Annotated in this window: 9 protein-coding genes and 1 pseudogene; 5 read left to right on the top strand and 5 right to left on the bottom strand. The window is 68.5% G+C overall.

Annotated elements, in window-relative coordinates; translation table 11 throughout:
- Nucleotides 1-2: 2 nt before the first annotated feature.
- Nucleotides 3-1199 carry a helix-turn-helix transcriptional regulator gene (locus tag AB0903_RS19305; protein WP_366704291.1) on the top strand — a complete coding sequence of 399 codons (1197 nt, stop codon included), beginning with the start codon at nucleotides 3-5 and terminating at the stop codon, nucleotides 1197-1199.
- Between the two features lie 439 nt (nucleotides 1200-1638).
- Nucleotides 1639-2034: a hypothetical protein gene (locus AB0903_RS19300; RefSeq protein ID WP_366704289.1), complete on the top strand. Its 396-nt coding sequence runs from the start codon at nucleotides 1639-1641 to the stop codon at nucleotides 2032-2034.
- A gap of 53 nt (nucleotides 2035-2087) precedes the next feature.
- Here the strand turns inward: AB0903_RS19300 and AB0903_RS19295 are convergent.
- Nucleotides 2088-2401: pseudogene (locus tag AB0903_RS19295) on the bottom strand (transposase); the annotation flags it as partial.
- A 526-nt stretch (nucleotides 2402-2927) separates the two neighbouring features.
- Between AB0903_RS19295 and AB0903_RS19290 the strand changes: the two are divergent.
- Nucleotides 2928-3185, top strand: coding sequence for a hypothetical protein (locus AB0903_RS19290; RefSeq protein WP_366704287.1), 258 nt, complete (start codon nucleotides 2928-2930; stop codon nucleotides 3183-3185).
- Between the two features lie 140 nt (nucleotides 3186-3325).
- Here the strand turns inward: AB0903_RS19290 and AB0903_RS19285 are convergent, their stop codons facing one another.
- Entirely contained in the window at nucleotides 3326-3676 is a 351-nt protein-coding gene (locus tag AB0903_RS19285) for a hypothetical protein (protein ID WP_366704285.1), read from the bottom strand.
- The gene (locus AB0903_RS19280) at nucleotides 3676-11373 is read right to left on the bottom strand and encodes a polymorphic toxin-type HINT domain-containing protein (RefSeq protein ID WP_366704344.1); all 7698 of its coding nucleotides are present in this window, start codon (nucleotides 11371-11373) and stop codon (nucleotides 3676-3678) included. The genes AB0903_RS19285 and AB0903_RS19280 overlap by 1 nt, the downstream gene beginning before the upstream one ends.
- A 609-nt stretch (nucleotides 11374-11982) precedes the next feature.
- Here AB0903_RS19280 and AB0903_RS19275 point away from each other — a divergent pair.
- Complete coding sequence (locus AB0903_RS19275; protein ID WP_366704283.1) at nucleotides 11983-15171, top strand: DNRLRE domain-containing protein; 3189 nt, start codon at nucleotides 11983-11985, stop codon at nucleotides 15169-15171.
- Nucleotides 15172-15232: 61 nt separating this feature from the next.
- Here AB0903_RS19275 and AB0903_RS19270 read toward each other — a convergent pair whose 3' ends face one another.
- Nucleotides 15233-15448: an EF-hand domain-containing protein gene (locus AB0903_RS19270; protein WP_366704281.1), complete on the bottom strand. Its 216-nt coding sequence runs from the start codon at nucleotides 15446-15448 to the stop codon at nucleotides 15233-15235.
- A gap of 270 nt (nucleotides 15449-15718) precedes the next feature.
- Here AB0903_RS19270 and AB0903_RS19265 point away from each other — a divergent pair, with 270 nt between their 5' ends.
- The gene (locus AB0903_RS19265) at nucleotides 15719-15853 is read left to right on the top strand and encodes a hypothetical protein (protein WP_366704279.1); all 135 of its coding nucleotides are present in this window, start codon (nucleotides 15719-15721) and stop codon (nucleotides 15851-15853) included.
- Between the two features lie 21 nt (nucleotides 15854-15874).
- On the opposite strand, the gene AB0903_RS19260 is transcribed toward AB0903_RS19265, so the two are convergent.
- The gene (locus AB0903_RS19260) at nucleotides 15875-16504 is read right to left on the bottom strand and encodes an ADP-ribosyltransferase (protein WP_366704277.1); all 630 of its coding nucleotides are present in this window, start codon (nucleotides 16502-16504) and stop codon (nucleotides 15875-15877) included.
- Nucleotides 16505-16548 lie beyond the last annotated feature (44 nt).

Genomic DNA, 16548 nt, shown 5'->3' with positions numbered 1-16548 from the left:
CCGTGCCGCAGAGCATCGAGGAGCACACCGGCTCTCGCATCGCCCGTATCCGCAAGCAGCGCGGCCTGACGCAGCAGGGGCTGGCGATACGTGCTCACATGTCCAAATCGCTGCTGTCAAAGGTCGAGTGCGGACAGAAGCCCGCATCTCCGGCTCTTGTTGCGGCCTGTGCCCGCGCTCTGGGTGTCTCGCCGTCAGATCTGCTGGGTCAGCCGTACGCCGAGGAGCTGCGCCGGGACCGCATGGACGCGCTGATCCAGCCGATCCGCGAAGGCTTGGAGAACTGGGACATCGCTCTCGACAGGGAGACGGAAGCGCGCCCGGTCCCCCTTCTCCGTACTGATGTCCGGCGCGCGTTGGAGCAACGCCGTCAGGCGGAGTACACGGACATGGTCCGTGATCTGCCCGGCCTGATCGACGAGTGCGTCCAGGCTGTTCACACCAGTTCCGTAGAAGACCAACGGCTCGCCTACGAGTGTTTGGCAGGCACGTTCCGCTGCGTGTTCACCGTCGCATGGAAGTTCGGCTACCTCGACCTGGCCACCGTGGCTCTGGACCGTCTGGCATGGACCGCGCCACGTGCCGACGAGCCGGGCTTGGTTGCCATGCACGCGTTCCTGCGGGCGCAGACCACAATGGCGTCCGGCCGGTACGACATCGGCATGCGCGTGGTCGACCGCGCACTCCGGGATCTCGACGGCCTGGACGCGCGTCGGCCGGCCGGGATCGATGCCATGCGCGGCATGCTGCACCTGCGGGCTGCTGTGATCGCAGGCCGGGCCAAGGACCGCGACCATGCCGAGGCCCGACTCACCGAAGCCCGTGCCCTTGCCCGCCAGACGGGCGAGCTCCCCGACTACGGCGTGACCTGGGGTCCGACGAACGTTGCCGTCCACGCCGTGGCCATGGCATCGGAGATGGACGAGTTCGGTCTGGCCGTCGAACGCGCCAAGGACGTACGGATTCCACGCGGCTGGACCCGCTCCCGCGCCGGGCATCACTGGATGGACCTCGGCCGGGCACACGCCTGGGAAGGCCGCCGAGAGCAGGCTCTCGACTGCCTGCAGCGGGCCCGCCGTATCGCACCGCAGCAAACCCGTTACCACCCGACCGTGCGGGATACAGTGCTGGCCCTCAAGCGTCGCGAGCGGTCCCACAACGGATCGCTGGCGCAGTTCGCCGAGTGGGTCGGGATATAGCAGGCTCCCGGCAAGGAGAGTTGCACGCTTCGGTGCAACTTGGGTGCATCACCGGACGGCAGGCTGACCTCTACCCCGACCCCCGCGACCGGGCAAACGGTCCGGGGGCGTGGCCAACGCCTGGTAGGAGCGTCGACATGCCGAACCATATTGCCCAAATCTTCGAGCCGCTGCTGCAGCTGTTACTGCCCGGTCCGGGCCGCCACCGGTGGTCCGGACCCTCCTCCACGACTGCCGCGGAAACGCCAACCGCGCCTCTGCCATCTCCGCTCGTCCGAACAGTGCGGGACGAGCAAACCCGGCTGGTTCGCCCGTACCTGGTCGCACATGAACGGCGGGAAGCTCAGCAGCAGCGAGCTCGACATCGTGCGTTGTGGCTCGCGGTGTACGGCGTGGATGTCGGCCCGCACCTGATCCACGGGATGGAGGGGACCGCGCGATGAGCCCGACCGATCACGCGCGCCTTCTGCCGTGGGCAGGCCCAGAGGGCAAGCCGTGCTATCTCGCCGGCGACGGGGCCGGATACTTGTCCCGACTCGCCGACACCATGGAGGCCACCCAACTCGGCCTGGCCGGTGAGCTCCTCCAGGAGTCTCACCGTGTCCTGGCCAGCCGCCAGTGGACATCCGGAGAGCTGCAGCTGCTGGCAGTCCAGCTGACCGAAGCACTCGGCAACGTGCACCGCATCGCAGTCAGCCGGGGCGCACGCCTGCTCCCACCCGCCTACGAAGACTTCGACAAGCCGGACGACGAGGACGACTGGCAAGACGCCGCGCAGCACTCGGCCAGAGCGACGACGATCCCGACACCCCATCCGTCAACCGTCGTCGCCTAAGGATTGTCCCGTAAATGATCTTTGACGTTCTGGATGACCTGCCAGTTTCCCTGTTATCCGGCCAAGGTTAGGTTGTGCAGTCGGGCAATGCCGAGCATGGCGTGGTGGACGCCATCACCTTTGCGGCGGCAGTCGCAGAGTATCTTCCAGCTCTTCATGCGGGCGAAGGCGTGCTCGACGCGGGCGCGGACCTTGCGGTGTGAGGTGTTGTGTTCCTCTCTCCAGGTCGGCAGTTCGGTCTGCCCGCGTTCGCGGCGGTGCGGAATGACGAGGCCGGTGCCCGGTAGCCGCCGTCCGCAACGACCGTCGTCCTGCCGACGGCGTCTTTCGCTCCGGAGAGTTCCCACGCCTTGCAGTCGTTGCGGTTTGTAACGCACTGCCGATCGCTACTGCGCTGGTCGGTATGTGGCTGCTGGTGACGGTGGGTCGCTACATGCGGGCCGACCGGGGCACGAGGGTGAGCATGGGGCAGGCCGTCTCGGTGCGCTGGGGCTGGGTACGGCTCGCGCGGATGGGCGGGCTGACGTCACCGACAAGACCCCGGGCCTGCTCGCGCAGATCACCGCACCCAAGGACGGCCCCGCCCTGCGCCCCGGGTGCTGACTCCCCGGATCTAGGTGACGCCGGACCGGTTCGGCGTGAACCTCCGAGCCCGGACGCTGCAGGTCGGGCTGGAGGAGTACCAGAAGTCGGTGCGATTCCTGGCGGATGACTGGAGGCGCACACGGGTGTCCGTGCTGTCGGACGGCCCCGGCAGGGTGGTGATCCGGGGCGTGCGCTCAGACCCGCTGGCCACGCCCACCACCCACCGGCCACCCGCCCACGGACCTGACGAGCCTGGGCATCGACGAGTGCGCCGCACAGGTGTGCCTGTCTCTGGCCAACGTGCCCGGGTGACGGTGGCCGGCACCCCCGGCGCGGGCAAGACGGGGATCAACAAGTTCGTCTGCGTCTTCGCGCCGTCTCCATCCGTGCAGATCGCGACTGCGGACCGGAAGGTTTCGCGGGCCTCGGAGGGCGATTACGCCGATCTCGTCAAGCGGATGTTCGCCTTCTGCCGGGACGACCTCGATGAAGCGAACGCACTGTTCAAGCGTCTGGTGGAGCTGCGCAATCGGCGCTCTGCGACCATCCGGGACGTGCTGGTGTGAAGAACATGTGGCACGTCGGCCCTTCTCCGCAGTGGCCGCTCACGGCCCTGATCATTGACGAGGCGCACACGTTCTTCCGCGAGTACCGTTCTACCCAAACTACTCACGACCTGATCAACACGTTCGTGACTGAATTGCTTTCAGTCGGTCCTCTTCAGAGGGCCGAAGTGAGACGGAGTCAGTGCGTTACCTTCATCCTCGTGCCACTGACAGTGCGTGGCATACACGTAGCCCTCGCCCGTGTTGATGGTGAACCATTCCCCACGGGTGCCGACCGGAATCTCTACATGTGGCGAATCGAATCCCTCGCCCTTGTGGATCTCAAGACGTGCGAACGTCGTGGGCATGTGAAGAAAGTAAACGTTCGAGAAGAGAACATCTATTCGCGCCGGAGAGGTGTCGTTACTGAGGCTGCGCAGCAGAAGCTGATTATAGCTCACCGAGAAATGCCACGCCCGGAACGCCCGATCCCACATTGCAACCAAAGCCACTAAGAACCTCCCAGATACTTGGACCCCGACAGAATATCACCCGTGACGTTCTTGCCTCCCATGTAAAAAGTGAGTCGGCTCGCGTCGAGGTTCCCCAGTCGGAAGGCTCGCTCCAGGATCGCCATCTCTCTCTGCGTGGTGTACCAGTTATCGTCCTGCCCCTCCCTGACCGCGTCGTCGAACAACTCGGCCGGAGTGCCCGGTTTCCCGCTGGTCATCTTAAACCCGTCAAGACGCACGTGAATATGGGCCTCATCGTGGTAGTTCAACGCGTCATGAACGTTCGCAAGAGCATCATCACGCGTATTTCCCATGAAGTGGGTGTACCCGTTGTCATCCGCGAATTCCTCCAGACCATTGTCCGACGTGCCGAGGGCCACGTTGGACATTTGGTTGCCACAGTTATGGACGAGTACCGGCGTGGCACCTGCCAGCACATAGTACGTGTGGACGTTGGAGACGGTCAGGTTGTGGACCGTCGCGCCCTGCGTGGTCCAGCGGGCTACGGCCGTGATCTGGACGTGGGTGCCGGCGCTGGTGCGGAGCCACTGGCCGGACTTCAGGTCGGTGGCGTCGATCCACTCGCCGAGCTCGGGGACCCAGAAGGGGTGGCCGTCGGTCGCGGTGACCTCTGCCGTCTTCGTGCCGGCCTTGCCATCGACGTCGATGACGACCTTGACCAGGTGCTTGAGGCCCTCGCCCTTGATCTCGGCGGTGACCGTCTCGACCCGGGTCTCTCCCGTTTCCGGGTCGGTCGCCAGAACCTTGTCGCCGGTCTTGACGTCCTCGATGGCCTTGGTGGTGCCGTCGGCCATCAGCACCTTGGTGCCGGGAGTGAAGCTGTTCTTCGTCGAGCAGCCGCCGCTGCCCTCGCCCGTCTTGCCGCTGCCGCCGCTTCCGCTGCTACCGCCCGAGGAACGGGAGGAGCCGCCCGACGAACCGCCCGGCTTGGACGACTTGCCGCCACCGCCGGAGCCCTTGCCGTGGGTCGCCGAGGCGGAGGAGCCCTTCGGGTTGGACTTGGCCTGGGCCTGCTTCTGGACCGGGTTACCGGTCTTCTTCGTATTGTTGACGGCCTTGTTACTGGTGGTCTGTTTCTTGTCGGCGGCCTTCTTCTTGGCGGCCTGCGCCGCCTTCTTGGCCTTCTCGATCGCCGCCTTCTTCGCCGCGAGCGCCGCCTTCTCCGCTGCCCGCGCCGTGGCCAGGACCGCCTCGGCTGCCTTCTTCGCCGCACGGAACGCCTGGATCGCGTCGATCGTGCGGCCGATCGCCTTCGCCACCGCTGGGATCTTGCCGAGCTTCAGCACCGGGATCGCCCCGAGAATGACGCTGCCGCAAGACCACAAGTCCCCGCCGAAGCAGGCCATCGCGTCATTAAGGCCAATGAACTCCGACAGCACACCCCACGCCGCCGAGATGATCACCGACGTGAGGGACCTGCCCGAATCGGCCTGCGCCTGGGCGACGGCCGCCGCGCTCAGGCCCGCGCCGGCGAGTGCCGCCGCCCGCTCCGAGGCGTTCAGGGCCACCGACAGACCCGTCGGGTCGGACAGGGTGACCGGGTTGTTGTGGGCGTAGGCGTAGCCGTTGGCCTGGACCGGGTCGGCCAGGTCGAGGACCGGGTCGGCGGAGAGGAAGCGGCCGACGACCGGGTCGTAGAGGCGGGCGCCGAGCGGGGTGTAGCCGGAGGCGTCGTCACGGATGGCGCCCAGGAACCCGGTCCGGGTCTGCATGTTGACGCCGACGGTGTCGGTGCCGCGCTGGTTGCCGAACGGGTCCTGCTTGCGGATCCGGACCGGCATGTCCCCGCTGAGGGCGACCTCGGCGTACGGGCTGCCCTGGTGGTCACCGGCGAGAGCGACGAGCGACTCTGCGCCGTTGCCGTTGGCGTAGCGCATGACCGAGCCGCCCGGGGCGCCGTAGGAGCGCTGGGTGTCGACCAGGGTGCCGCCCTTCTGGACGGTGACCTGGGCCTCGCCGAGATTCAGCGTGGCTTGCCGGCCCTGGATGGTGAGCAGCCGGGAGCCGTCGGGTCCGTAGATGTGACGGGTCTCGTTCTGCGGCTCCCACTGCTGGGCCGTCGAGGAGGCGGAGCAGCCGGCCAGCACGATCGGGGTCTTGTCGTCGCCGGAGCCGTCCTTGACGGCGAGGCACAGCCCGGAGCTGTTGTGCGTGAGCTGTCCGGTGGAGTTGCGCTTCAGTTGCTGTGCGGCGGAGCCGTCGCACTTCTGCAGCTGGAGCGCCGAACCGGCGGTGTTCCCGGTCGGCTGGACGCACCAGTTGTCGTAGACGGTCAGCGTGCCGAGGTCGGCGTCGGCCTGTCCCGGTACCGGGGTGAACGTCCAGCTCTGGGCCGGTGAGGCGTTGCAGCTGTGGAGCTGGATCGGCTGGCCGGGGTCGGTGCGGCCGAGCCACAGGTCGAGGCACTTGTCCGCGAGCCCTACATACGGGGCCTTGCCGTTGCTGCCCTGGCCGGTGATCCGCTCGACCTGGCCGTCGTAGGTCCAGGTGAGTTCCTGCTTGTCGCCGTTGTCCAGCGAGGTGACGGACTTCGTCTCACCGGTCAGCTCGTAGAGCCGCTCGGCCTCGGCGGTGACCTGGGCCCCGCCGGGGGTGACGTACTGCTTGCTGACCTTGGTCAGGGTGCGGGGCTGGTTGCCGTCCTTGCCGTAGACGTAGTCGGTCTCTGCGGCCTTTCCGGTCTGGCCGGCGGGGTTCTTCTCGGTCAGCTTCTCACGGTTGCCGAGCAGGTCGTACTCGTACTCCTGCCAGTAGCCGGAGCCGTCCTTGCCGTCGGAGACGTTGACGCTGCCGTCGGTGCCGATCGGGCCGGGGGCGCAGCCCTCCTGGTTCTTGGAGGTCCATGCCTCGGTGAGCTGGCCGAGGGGGTCGTAAGTGAAGCACTGCCGCTCGTCGATGCCGAGAGCGTGCTCACGGATCGAGGTGACGTTGCCCGCGTCGTCGTAACCGTAAGCGCGCTTCGAGACGAGGTTGCCGCCGACGACGGCCTTGTCCCCGGTCTGCTCGCGGTACACCTGCTGGTCGAGGAGCGCGCCGCTGGCCTCGTCGTAGGTGGTTTGGGTCCAGACCCGGTTGGGCTGTGCGCCGAGCGTGGCGCGCTGCACCTGCCCGTACGGGGAGTAGACGACCTCGGCGCCGTACCAGTCCTTGCCGGACACGGAGAGCGGGAGACCCTCGCTGTTGAAGCGGGTCACGATCTTCTCGGCGTCGAACGCGCCGACGGCCGGGAGTGTGGCCGACTCCAGTTGGCCCTTGTCGTTGTAGCCGTAGCTGTACGTGTAGGAGGAGTCGAGGCCCCAGGTGTCGGCGAGGGCCTGCGGCAGTGTCAGCGTGGTCGAGAGCGGTGCGTAGTCGTCGGTGAATCCGCCGACCTTCATGGTGTACGGCTGGCCGTCGGTGTACCGGGTGACGGAGGCCGGCAGGCCCTTGCCACCGGGGGCCGTGTCGTAGGTGTAGGCGCTGAGGAGAGTGCCGCCGGAGCTGTCGAGTCGCTGCTCCTTGGGGCGGGACAGCGCGTCGTAGCCGGTCCAGACCGTGATGTCGCGGGCGTTGGTGACGGTCTGCGGACGGTCCCGGTGGTCGTAGGTGGTGCGGGTGGTGCCCGTGTCCGGGTCGGTGGCCGTGACCATGCGGCCGCGGTGGTCGTAGGTCCAGGTCCAGGGGCTGTCGGGGGCCGCGGAGTTGGTGACCTTCCGCAGCATGCCCCGCTCGTCGTACGTGTACCGCATCGAGGTCTTCTCGGTGCGGGCCGCGTCGGTGAAGGTGTCGAGGCGGGCGGTGCGGCCGAGGGCGTCGGAGTACATCCGGTAGGAGGCGGCGCCCGACGGGTTGATGACGGTGGAGTGGTCGGCGCCGTACTCGTAGCGGGTGGCGCGTGCGTCGTTGGCCACGCCGTTCAGGATCGGCAGTTCTCGCACGACGCGGCCCAGGCCGTCGTACGTGTACCGAGTGGCGTTGGGCACGGCGGTGTCGGCCAGCGGCGTGAAGAGCACGCCCTCGGGTGCGCCCTCGGTGAAGTAGGCGTTCCTCGTCTTCCACACTTCGCCGGAGCTGTTGTAAAGGGTGTCGGTGACCAGCCGGCCGCCGCCGGTGGCCTGCTCCTGGGTCTGCCGTTCGCGCCCGAGCCCGTCGTAGATGGCGACCGAGGTCTCGATGCGGTTCTCGTGACCGCGGGCGCGGGTGGTGATGTACGGCGGCTCGCGGTCCTCGTCGTCGGGATCGAACGTGGGAATGGTGTAGACGGCTTCGAAGTCCGGTACGGCGGACTCGGAAGGGGTGCGTCCCGGTGACCATGCCTTGACGAGGCGGCCGAGGGGGTCGAACTCGGCGTGGCTGACGTGACCGTTGGTGTCGGTGGTCTTGAGGGCGACTCCGCGTCCCGGGTCGAGTTCCTGGATCCGCTCGTGCTGGAGGGGGTTACGCTCGGTGATCTTGAACGCCTGACCCGTGGGCGGATCGTAGGTGATCGTGGACGACTTCTGGTCCGGATCGGTGTGCCGGACCACGCGGCCCATCGCGTCGAAGCCGGTGGTGCCGTCGCTCTGGAAGCCTGAGCCGTCGGCCTTCAGCGACCAGGTCTGGGTCGCGAGACCGCGAGAGGACGTGGTGAGCGCCGTGCCGTATGCCTTGCCGTCGTAGGCGGTGCGGAGGGCGGAACTGAGCGAGGCCAGGTCGTCGAAGGTGGCGTCGGCGCAGGTGGAGGCGCTGGTTAGGGTCTGCTTGGTCAATCCGATGATGTTGCGGAGGGGCTCGTGCAGGTACTCGAGGCGGGTGCAGGACTCGTCGCCGGCCTTGCCCTTGTCGCCCAGGAACTCGATCTCGGTGGGCAGACCGTACGTCGACTCGTAGGCGGTGCGGGTTTCGACGACGCGTTCCTTGCGCCCGTCGTCGCCGGTGCCGGAGGACTTGGTGTACGAGACCTGACGGGGCTCCGTGACCCGCCAGGCGCGCAGCGGGCTCAGACCGGTGCCGCGTTCGCGCGCGGCGAGGAGGGTGGCTTCGGGGTGGGTGACGCTGCGCGTCAGCCAGTCGCTGTCGTCGGCAGCGGCGTCGGCGTAGGTGAGTTCCTCGGCGATCCGGCCGGCGAAGGGCTCCTCGTCCTTCGCTATCTCGTTCCCGGGGAGGCCGGTGATGTCGAGCACCGGCATGTCGCCGCCCAGGCCGCGGAAGTAGCGGGTGACGGCCTTGGACCGCTTGCTGCCGATCTCGTCGTCGTTCGCGCCGGTGAGCACGGTGACCTTCTCGACGCCCGCGAACCGGGAGTAGGTGCGCGTGGCCTTCTTGGTGAACTCCTGCTCCGCGAGCTTCCAGGCCGGGTTCGCGTACGAGTAGTCGGTCCTGGTCCCGTACGAGCCGTTGATGTTGGGCAGTTCCTCGACGCTGCTGACGACGTACTTGTGGAACCAGTCGATGTCCTCCGCCCCCGCGTCGGGGTGCCAGAACACCGGGTAGCAGAAGCGGTCGTTGGCCTTCAGCGCAGCGGTGTCGCCCTTCCCGGGGAGGCCGGCGCCGGTGGCGCACTCACCCGTGGGCGTCCGGTACGTGATGACGGTCTCGCCGCCGTACTCGTTGATGACCCGGGAGATCCGCTGGCGGGCGAACTCCGGCCGATTGTCCCGCTTGACCCGGTTGGGCATGTCCTGCGCCTCGAAGCGCACGGCGTTCAGTACGGTCTTCGGGCCGGCCTTGCCGTCGCGCCCGTAGCCGGTCCGTGTGATCGACTCCAGCCAGAGGGCGGTGTTGGGTCCGGTCGTCAGGTCCGAGAAGGACTGCGTGAGCCTGTACTCGTCCACTTCCTGACGGGCAGCGGTACCGGGCTGCCGCTGGACCGAGGTGGTGATGGCGTCGAGGCGCTTGCGGGACCAGAAGGACGGGCCGGCGTTCCAGCATTTCTGCTGGGCGGCACAGCGCAGGTCGGCCGGAGTGTCGTACCAGATGCGGTACTTGCCGGGGTCCTTGGCGGCGAAGTTCGCCTCGGTGCAGGTCAGCGAACCCTCTGCGAAGCAGCGCTCCGCCACGGAGAAGCTGATGCGGGCCGGGGCCGGGGCGGAGAAGATGCCGTCGCCGCGCTGCCCGTAGTCGATGTGACTCAGGTAGCCGTCGCGGTGGTAGGGCACCGGGGCCTTGAAGTTGAAGTTCCGGGCGTAGTGGTTGGTGTCGCGCTTCCACCACAGGGACATGGCGTTGCCCTGGATGTCCTCGACGTAGTCGAGGCCCCAGCGCCACGCCTGGGTGCAGTGGGAGCCGGCCCAGTTGCCCGCCTTGTAGCAGGGCTCGCCCGGGTGGTTGCCGTAGACCGGGACGGTGAGGACGGAGTCGGTCGTCGGGTCGTCCTTGCCCTCCCCGTTGTCGGACCAGCCGGGCAGACGGTGCAGACCGAAGTGGTAGCGCGTGCCGTCGCGGGTGGTGACGATCCAGTGCTCGCCGTCGTCGTCACCGTTCTTCAGGTCGGTGTTCTTCTTCAGCTCGATCTTGGAGCCGTCGCCGTTGGCGGTGAACCACTTCTCCTTGTCCTTGTCCCAGACGAGTTCGGTGGTCATTCCGCCGAGCGAGAGGGTCGCGTTCTCGGAGCCGTAGCAGAGGTCGGCGGTGCGGTGGGTACGGTTGTTGGGCTCCTGCTTGCTCTCGTTCGGTACCGCGTCCTGGCGGCAGTTGGCGTAGGTGCGCGAGATGAAGCCCGGGTTGTAGTCCCAGCCGTCGCCGATCCACGACGCCTGGTTGTTGGAGGCGGAGGTGCGACCGTCCACGGACTGCGAGGAGTAGGACAGGGCGACCTTCGGCATCAGACCGCCCGCGGCCTCCGGCGTCTGCACCTGGTACGAGTAGGTGAACGCGCCCGAGGAGGAGCCCGCCGCCCAGGAACCCGACGACAGCAGCGGCGTGGCCGTGAAGTCACCGCCCGCCGAGGCTCCCGTGTCCAGGGCCCCGACGACCCGGGGGCTGGCGGAGTCGGCCGCAGGGAGCGCGGCGGTACGCACCGAGGCGCCGGTGGCCGTGGACGAGGCCGCGCCGCCCAGCAGTGGTCCGACGGGAACGGTGCCGGTGACGACGGTCCTGGTCGGTGCCTGCTCCGCGCCCTCGGCCGTGGCGCGGGCGCCCTCGGCCGGGCTCACCTCCACCGTGCTCTGCACCGGCTCGAAGGTGTCGTCGGAAGTGCCGGACAGGGTTTCGGTCCCGCCGCCGGCGGAGCAGTCGCCGCTGTCGGGGGACGTGATCACACACTCCGGCAGCAGCATCAGGCCGAACCGGTCGGCTGCCTGCGGCCCGTACAGGTCGGCGAAGTCGGTGGTGACGACGCTGAGGGAGACCTCTGCCGCCGGGTCGACGGTCGCGGGCGGCGTCACCTGCATGATCAGACCGGCGACGCCCGCGGTCTGGGATGCCTCCGGCGCGGCGAGATCCACTTTCCATTCGCCGGCGAGAGTGGCGGGGTCCGCGCCCTCGGGGACGCCGAGTTCCACGGGGAGGTCTGCCACGGGGAGCGTGGAGCCCGGCTGGAGGCCGGTCAGGTCCACCGTGCCGCTGTCCTCCTGCCAGGGCGTCACGGCCTTCGGCACATACGGCTCCACCGGGACCTCGTCGGCGGTCGTCAGACTCGTCTCGGCGGCCTCGTCCTGTTCCGTGGGCTCGCTCTCCGGGATGTCCGGCAGATCGACCCGCGTCTGCTCACGACTCATCCCGTCGCCCGGGATCGCCCATGCCTGTGCGCCGAGGCTGGTCGCCGTGAGCACGGAGGACAACAGGACCACCGTGGCCGCGCGGCCGAGCCTGCGACGTCGTCCGACCGAGGCCGTCACGGACAGGCGACCACGCCCCATCCACGACAGCGGACCTGAAGCACGCATACGCGTCGACTCCCACCCAGGCACAAGAATCTGCAAAGGACTTGTGAAAGCAGCAAAGAGCACACGCCGGACGTGGCATGCGCCTTCGCACCTTCTGTCATGACCGCAGCGACAGGCAAGATCACCCAAGGTCGCGGCGACGCGTTCCGAGTGAGATGCATCACACGCTGAACGGGGACGGAAAATGACAAGGCGCGAGGTTCGGACAGACCGTCAAGATCGACCCATCTGAACCATTGCACCCGGATGAAAGCCGCGAAAAGGCAGTTGTCGGATGTGGCCGGGGCAACCGCCCCGTACTTGTAACGGATTGGTGAACTTCATGTAGATGGACGTGCACCCCACCGTGTGTGATCGTGTGCGCGCCTCTGCCCCGCGGTCCGCCGCACGGGGCCGTCCGTGCTGCCCCTTTCCGCCTGGTCCCCACGGGAGTAGACCGCCGTGACCGCGCCGCCGCCCCGCCTGCTCAGTCCGTTCGTGCGCACGCGCACCAGGCTCTCCTTCAGCCTCGGCCTCCTGTTGGCCGCGCTCGTCGCCGCCCTGCTGCCGTGGTGGCCGGGGGGCGAGACCGAACCGCAGGGAACCCGGGCCACGAAAGCCACACCTGCGAAGAGCGGTCCCCGTGACGAGGCAGCCGCCATGGCCCTGGCGCTGCGCAGTGGCAAGCAGGTCCTCGTGGACACCGCGACGACCGCCACGAACCTCACCTGGGCTCTTCCCGACGGCCAGTTGCGCAGCCGGATCCACGCTCTGTCGCAGCGCGTGAAGCAGGCCGACGGGACATGGTCGGCGATCGACACCGAACTGCGGCGCACCACCGAAGCCCCTGGCGAACTGGGGATCCGGCCGGTGAACGCCCCGCTGCCGGTGCGCTTCTCCAACGGTTCCCCAGAGGTCTCCAGTAACACCGGACGCGCGGACCGCTCGTACGGGCGCGTGCCGTTGACCGTGCGGGCCGACGACGAACCCGGCGCCGAGGCGGGGACGACCGTCCTGGCAGAGGTGGACATCGCCGGGCACACTGTGGCCTACACCTGGCCCGGTGCGCTGCCGAAGCCGGTGCTCGACGGACCGAGGGCGCTCTATCCCGACGTGCTTCCCGCGGTGGACCTGCTGGTGGTGGCTCGCGAGGAGGGCGGCTTCGGTCAGCTGCTGATAGTGAAGACCCCGGAGGCCGCCGAGCAGAAGGAACTTGAGGACATCACGTTCGGGCTGCGTTCGGCGACCGCACGATTCGAGCACGACGGGACCACCGGCGGGGTCCAGGTGGTGGACAAAGAGTCGGGAGAGGAGATCGCCTCCATTCCGACCCCCTTCGTCTGGGACTCCGCGGGGCGCAACCCCGACGCGCCGGAAGCACCCGTCAGCGTCTCCGTGGCCACTGCGGCCGACGTGCTGAAGCTCTCCGGACTCGCCGGCATCGAGCCCGGGGCGCACCAGTCCCCCATGCCGTCGCGGCTCGACGGCGACGGAACCGGCAACGCCCTGCTGCACCTCGACGCGGCGGCGACCGGGGTCTTCGACAACCCGGAGGTCCGGTTCCCCGTCTTCGTGGACCCGACGCTGAGAAGCGGCTGGAAGGCATGGACGACCGCGTACAAGCCCTATCCCAACACCAGCTTCTACAACGGCACCAACTTCAACTCCGGCACGTCGGACGCCAGAGTGGGGCACGAGGACGAGACCGGCGGAACGGCCCGCTCCTTCTGGCGCATGGGCTACTCCAGCAGCCTCAAGGGCGCGAAGGTCACCCGAGGCGTCTTCAAGGTGCTCAACAACCACTCCTGGTCGTGCGATGCCCGCCAGTTCCAGCTGAAGACGACCGGCGCCATCTCGTCCGGAACCACCTGGAACAAGCAGCCGAGTTGGGGCACGCTGCAGGAGGCGAAGTCTTTCGCGCACGGCTACGGCTCCGGCTGCAGCGACGAGTACGTGCAGTTCGACGTGAAGGAAGCCGCGCAGAAGGGCGCCGACGCCGGGTCGTCGAGCATCACGCTCGGCATGCACGCCACAAGCGAGAACGACACCAAGACCTGGCGCAAGTTCCGCGCGACCTCCGCCACCCTCGAGGTCGACTACAACCGCGCGCCCAAGGAGCCCACGGGCGGTACGACCACTCCGGGAGGCGCCTGCGTACCGGGTCCGGGCCTGGGGCGGACGGTCGGCAAGACCGACCTGACCCTGTCCGCGTCGGCGACCGACCCCGACGGAAACCTGAAGGCTCTGCGTTTCCGCTTCTGGAAGACCGGCACCGCGGCGCCCGCGGGCAGTCTCCGAACCCCCCTCAGCAATGGCAAGGCCACGCTGGAGATCCCCTCGGAGTCGCTGGCCGACGGCGTCACCTACGCCTGGGACGTGCGCGCGGAGGACACCGAAGGCGCCGTCTCCAGTTTCTTCCCGCCGGGTACGGAGCCCTGCCGGATCACCGTCGACGGTGATGCCCCGCCGGCTCCGGACATCGAGACAGAGGTCTTCAAGCAGGCCACCGACGACGGCATGACCTGGGCGACGGTGAAGTTCGGCGAGACCGGCTCCATCACCTTCAGCGCCCAGGACGCCGCGACGTTCCACTACGCCTTCGAAGGCGTCGGGTACAAAGTGGTCCAGGCAACAGACGGCCGGGCCACGATTCCGGACCTGAAGCCTCCGCACTCCGGGCCGACCACGTTGACGGTCTACGCCTTCGACGCCTACGGCAACCGCAGCCAGCGCACCAGCTACACCTTCTACCTGCCGCCTGGCGACATGCCTGACGGCCCGGGCGACACCAGCGGTGACGGACGACCCGACCTGCTCATCATCAACGCGGCCGGCGAGTTGCAGACTCTGATGGGTGGCATCGACGGCGACCTCTACAGCTACCTCGACGCCTCCTACACCTCCGACAGCAAGCTCAACCCGGCCGGTCACTGGTACGACCCCGCCACCGGAAAGGCGGCTCTGATCGCGAAGCACTCGGACACCTACCCGGGTGACGGTGCGACCGATCTGTTCGCCCGGACGCCCGACGGCGGCTTCTGGCTGTACCCCGGGGACGGCTACGGCAGCTTCAACGTGGACAAGCGGCTGCGGGTCCGGCTGCCGTCCGGCGCTCCGGCCCCGTCCTCCTGGACACAGATCAAGGCGGTCGGGGACGTCACCGGCGACAAGCGGCCGGATCTGTTTCTCAGGGCCGGCGGCGACTACTGGGCTCTGACCGGATACACGGGCGCGAGCTTCCAGGAAGCCACTTTGATGAACGGTGGCGCTTGGGCGGGCCGGGAGATCGTCAACGTGGCGGATGTGGACCTCGACAGCACGCCGGACCTGGTGTGGCGCAACCCGGCCAACGGCAACATGTACGTCCGGCACGGCAAGCCGGGCCCGGAGACGGGCAGCGTCGCCCTGGTGTCGCTCACTACAGCGGCCGCCTCCCGCGACGGTGACGTGCTGTACGGCACGGGGTGGACGCAGGCGAACGTGTCGGCGGTCGTAGGCGTCCCGGACGTCAACGGCGACCGGGTGCCTGACATGTGGTCCCGGTCCGGGACGGACGGCAAGACGTCCGTCCATCACGCCTCGAAGACCGGTACCGGGCCCTCCACGCTGGTCCTGGGTACGGACTGGAGCGCGATCAAGAGCTTCGGCTGAACCGTTCGCGACATGGCGCTGTCCCGCCTCGGATGTCCGGGGCGGGGCAGCGGCGTTCAGTTCAGCCCTTGCTGAGGTGGGCCCAGAACTCGTCGAACGACAGGAGCTTGTCGCTGTTGGCGTCCTGTGCGGCGATCACGGCCTCGGCCACCGCCTCGGTGACGTTCCAGTCGCCCATCTGGGCCATGGCCGTCTTGTACTCGGCCGCGGTGATGAAGCCGTCGCCGTCCGCGTCATAACGGTCGAACGCCCTACGTGCTTCCTCGATGTCCGCCACAGGTCCACCCCTTCTTGGTGCATTGCTGACGGGGGTCAGATTATCGGCCCATGTCGGCGATCCCGGACAGGAGGGCGGTACGGGCGAGCGGGGGCAGGTGGCGAGCGGAGCGCTCGCGCGGATCCCGGCGGAGGCGGCGGAGGGGCGGATCCCGCCGGCGGACGGCGGGTTGCCGGTCCTGGGCCGGGGGCCGGCCGACCGGCCGGTGGGAGAGGGCGCCGAGGCCGACGGGGAGGCGCGCGCGGCCGGGGTCTCGGGCCACGGCTCGCGGTGGCGGCCCGGCGCCTGGTGCCGGGCCCGGTGGTGTGGTCGCGGCAGCCACTGGGCGACGCGCGCGGCGTACGGGCGTTCCAGCAGGCCGGTTACCGGCCGGTGGCCTCCGAGACGGTCCTCACCGCCCGCTGAAACGCCCGACGGCGGGGTTCGTCAGAGGCGCCAGGGGAGGTAGTTCGGATTGTCCTGGCACTCGCTCATGATCTCGCGCTTGGTCTCCTTGTCGACGGGGCAGGCCCCGACGATGAAGTCCCGTGCGATACCGCCGGGGAAGGCGACCTCGACCTGCGCGGCCCACTTGTGGGTGTCGCCGATGGTCTCGTTGACGTCGATGCCGCCGGGGGCGTCGACGTAGTAGTTCCAGGCGCTCTTCCACTGCTTGTAGAGGTCGTGGTCGTACGTGGTGGAGACGAACGGCGACGGCTGGTTGACCAGGACGTACTTCTCGAGGTCGTACTGGCCGGTCTGCGGCGCCTTCGGGTGGAAGCCCTGCTCGAAGACGACCTCCGGGCCGCGCCCGTCGGCCCGGTACAGCTGCTTGCAGTTGGTGCGGTACGACGGGTCCGGCGTGATCCGGGCGATGTCGACGCCGCGGTCCGCGGCCGCGTAGAGCTGGTCCCCCACGACGGGACAGGTGGCGGCCGCCGCGGCGGCGGTGACGGACGTCGGGGCAGCGGCCGCCGGAGCGGGGGCGGCGGTGGTGGTGGAGGCGGCCGGTACGAGCAGGGCGACGACGGACAGCGCGAGCACGGAGGCCCTGCGGCGCAGACGAGTGGTGATCATGGCAACCACGATCCCGGCATCGCGGTGCCCGACCGCGCACCGTC

It is taken from the genome of Streptomyces sp. NPDC048389, assembly GCF_040706335.1.
In the GTDB taxonomy this organism is placed as follows: domain Bacteria; phylum Actinomycetota; class Actinomycetes; order Streptomycetales; family Streptomycetaceae; genus Streptomyces.
The sequence above is the reverse complement of the archived record's forward strand: the minus strand, read 5'-3'. Positions and strand labels throughout refer to the sequence as shown.

Coding starts and splice junctions, on each gene's coding strand:
- AB0903_RS19280 (WP_366704344.1), bottom strand. CDS start 11,373: ATGAGTCGTGAGCAGACGCGGGTCGATCTGCCGGACATCCCGGAGAGC.
- AB0903_RS19260 (WP_366704277.1), bottom strand. CDS start 16,504: ATGATCACCACTCGTCTGCGCCGCAGGGCCTCCGTGCTCGCGCTGTCC.
- AB0903_RS19300 (WP_366704289.1), top strand. CDS start 1,639: ATGAGCCCGACCGATCACGCGCGCCTTCTGCCGTGGGCAGGCCCAGAG.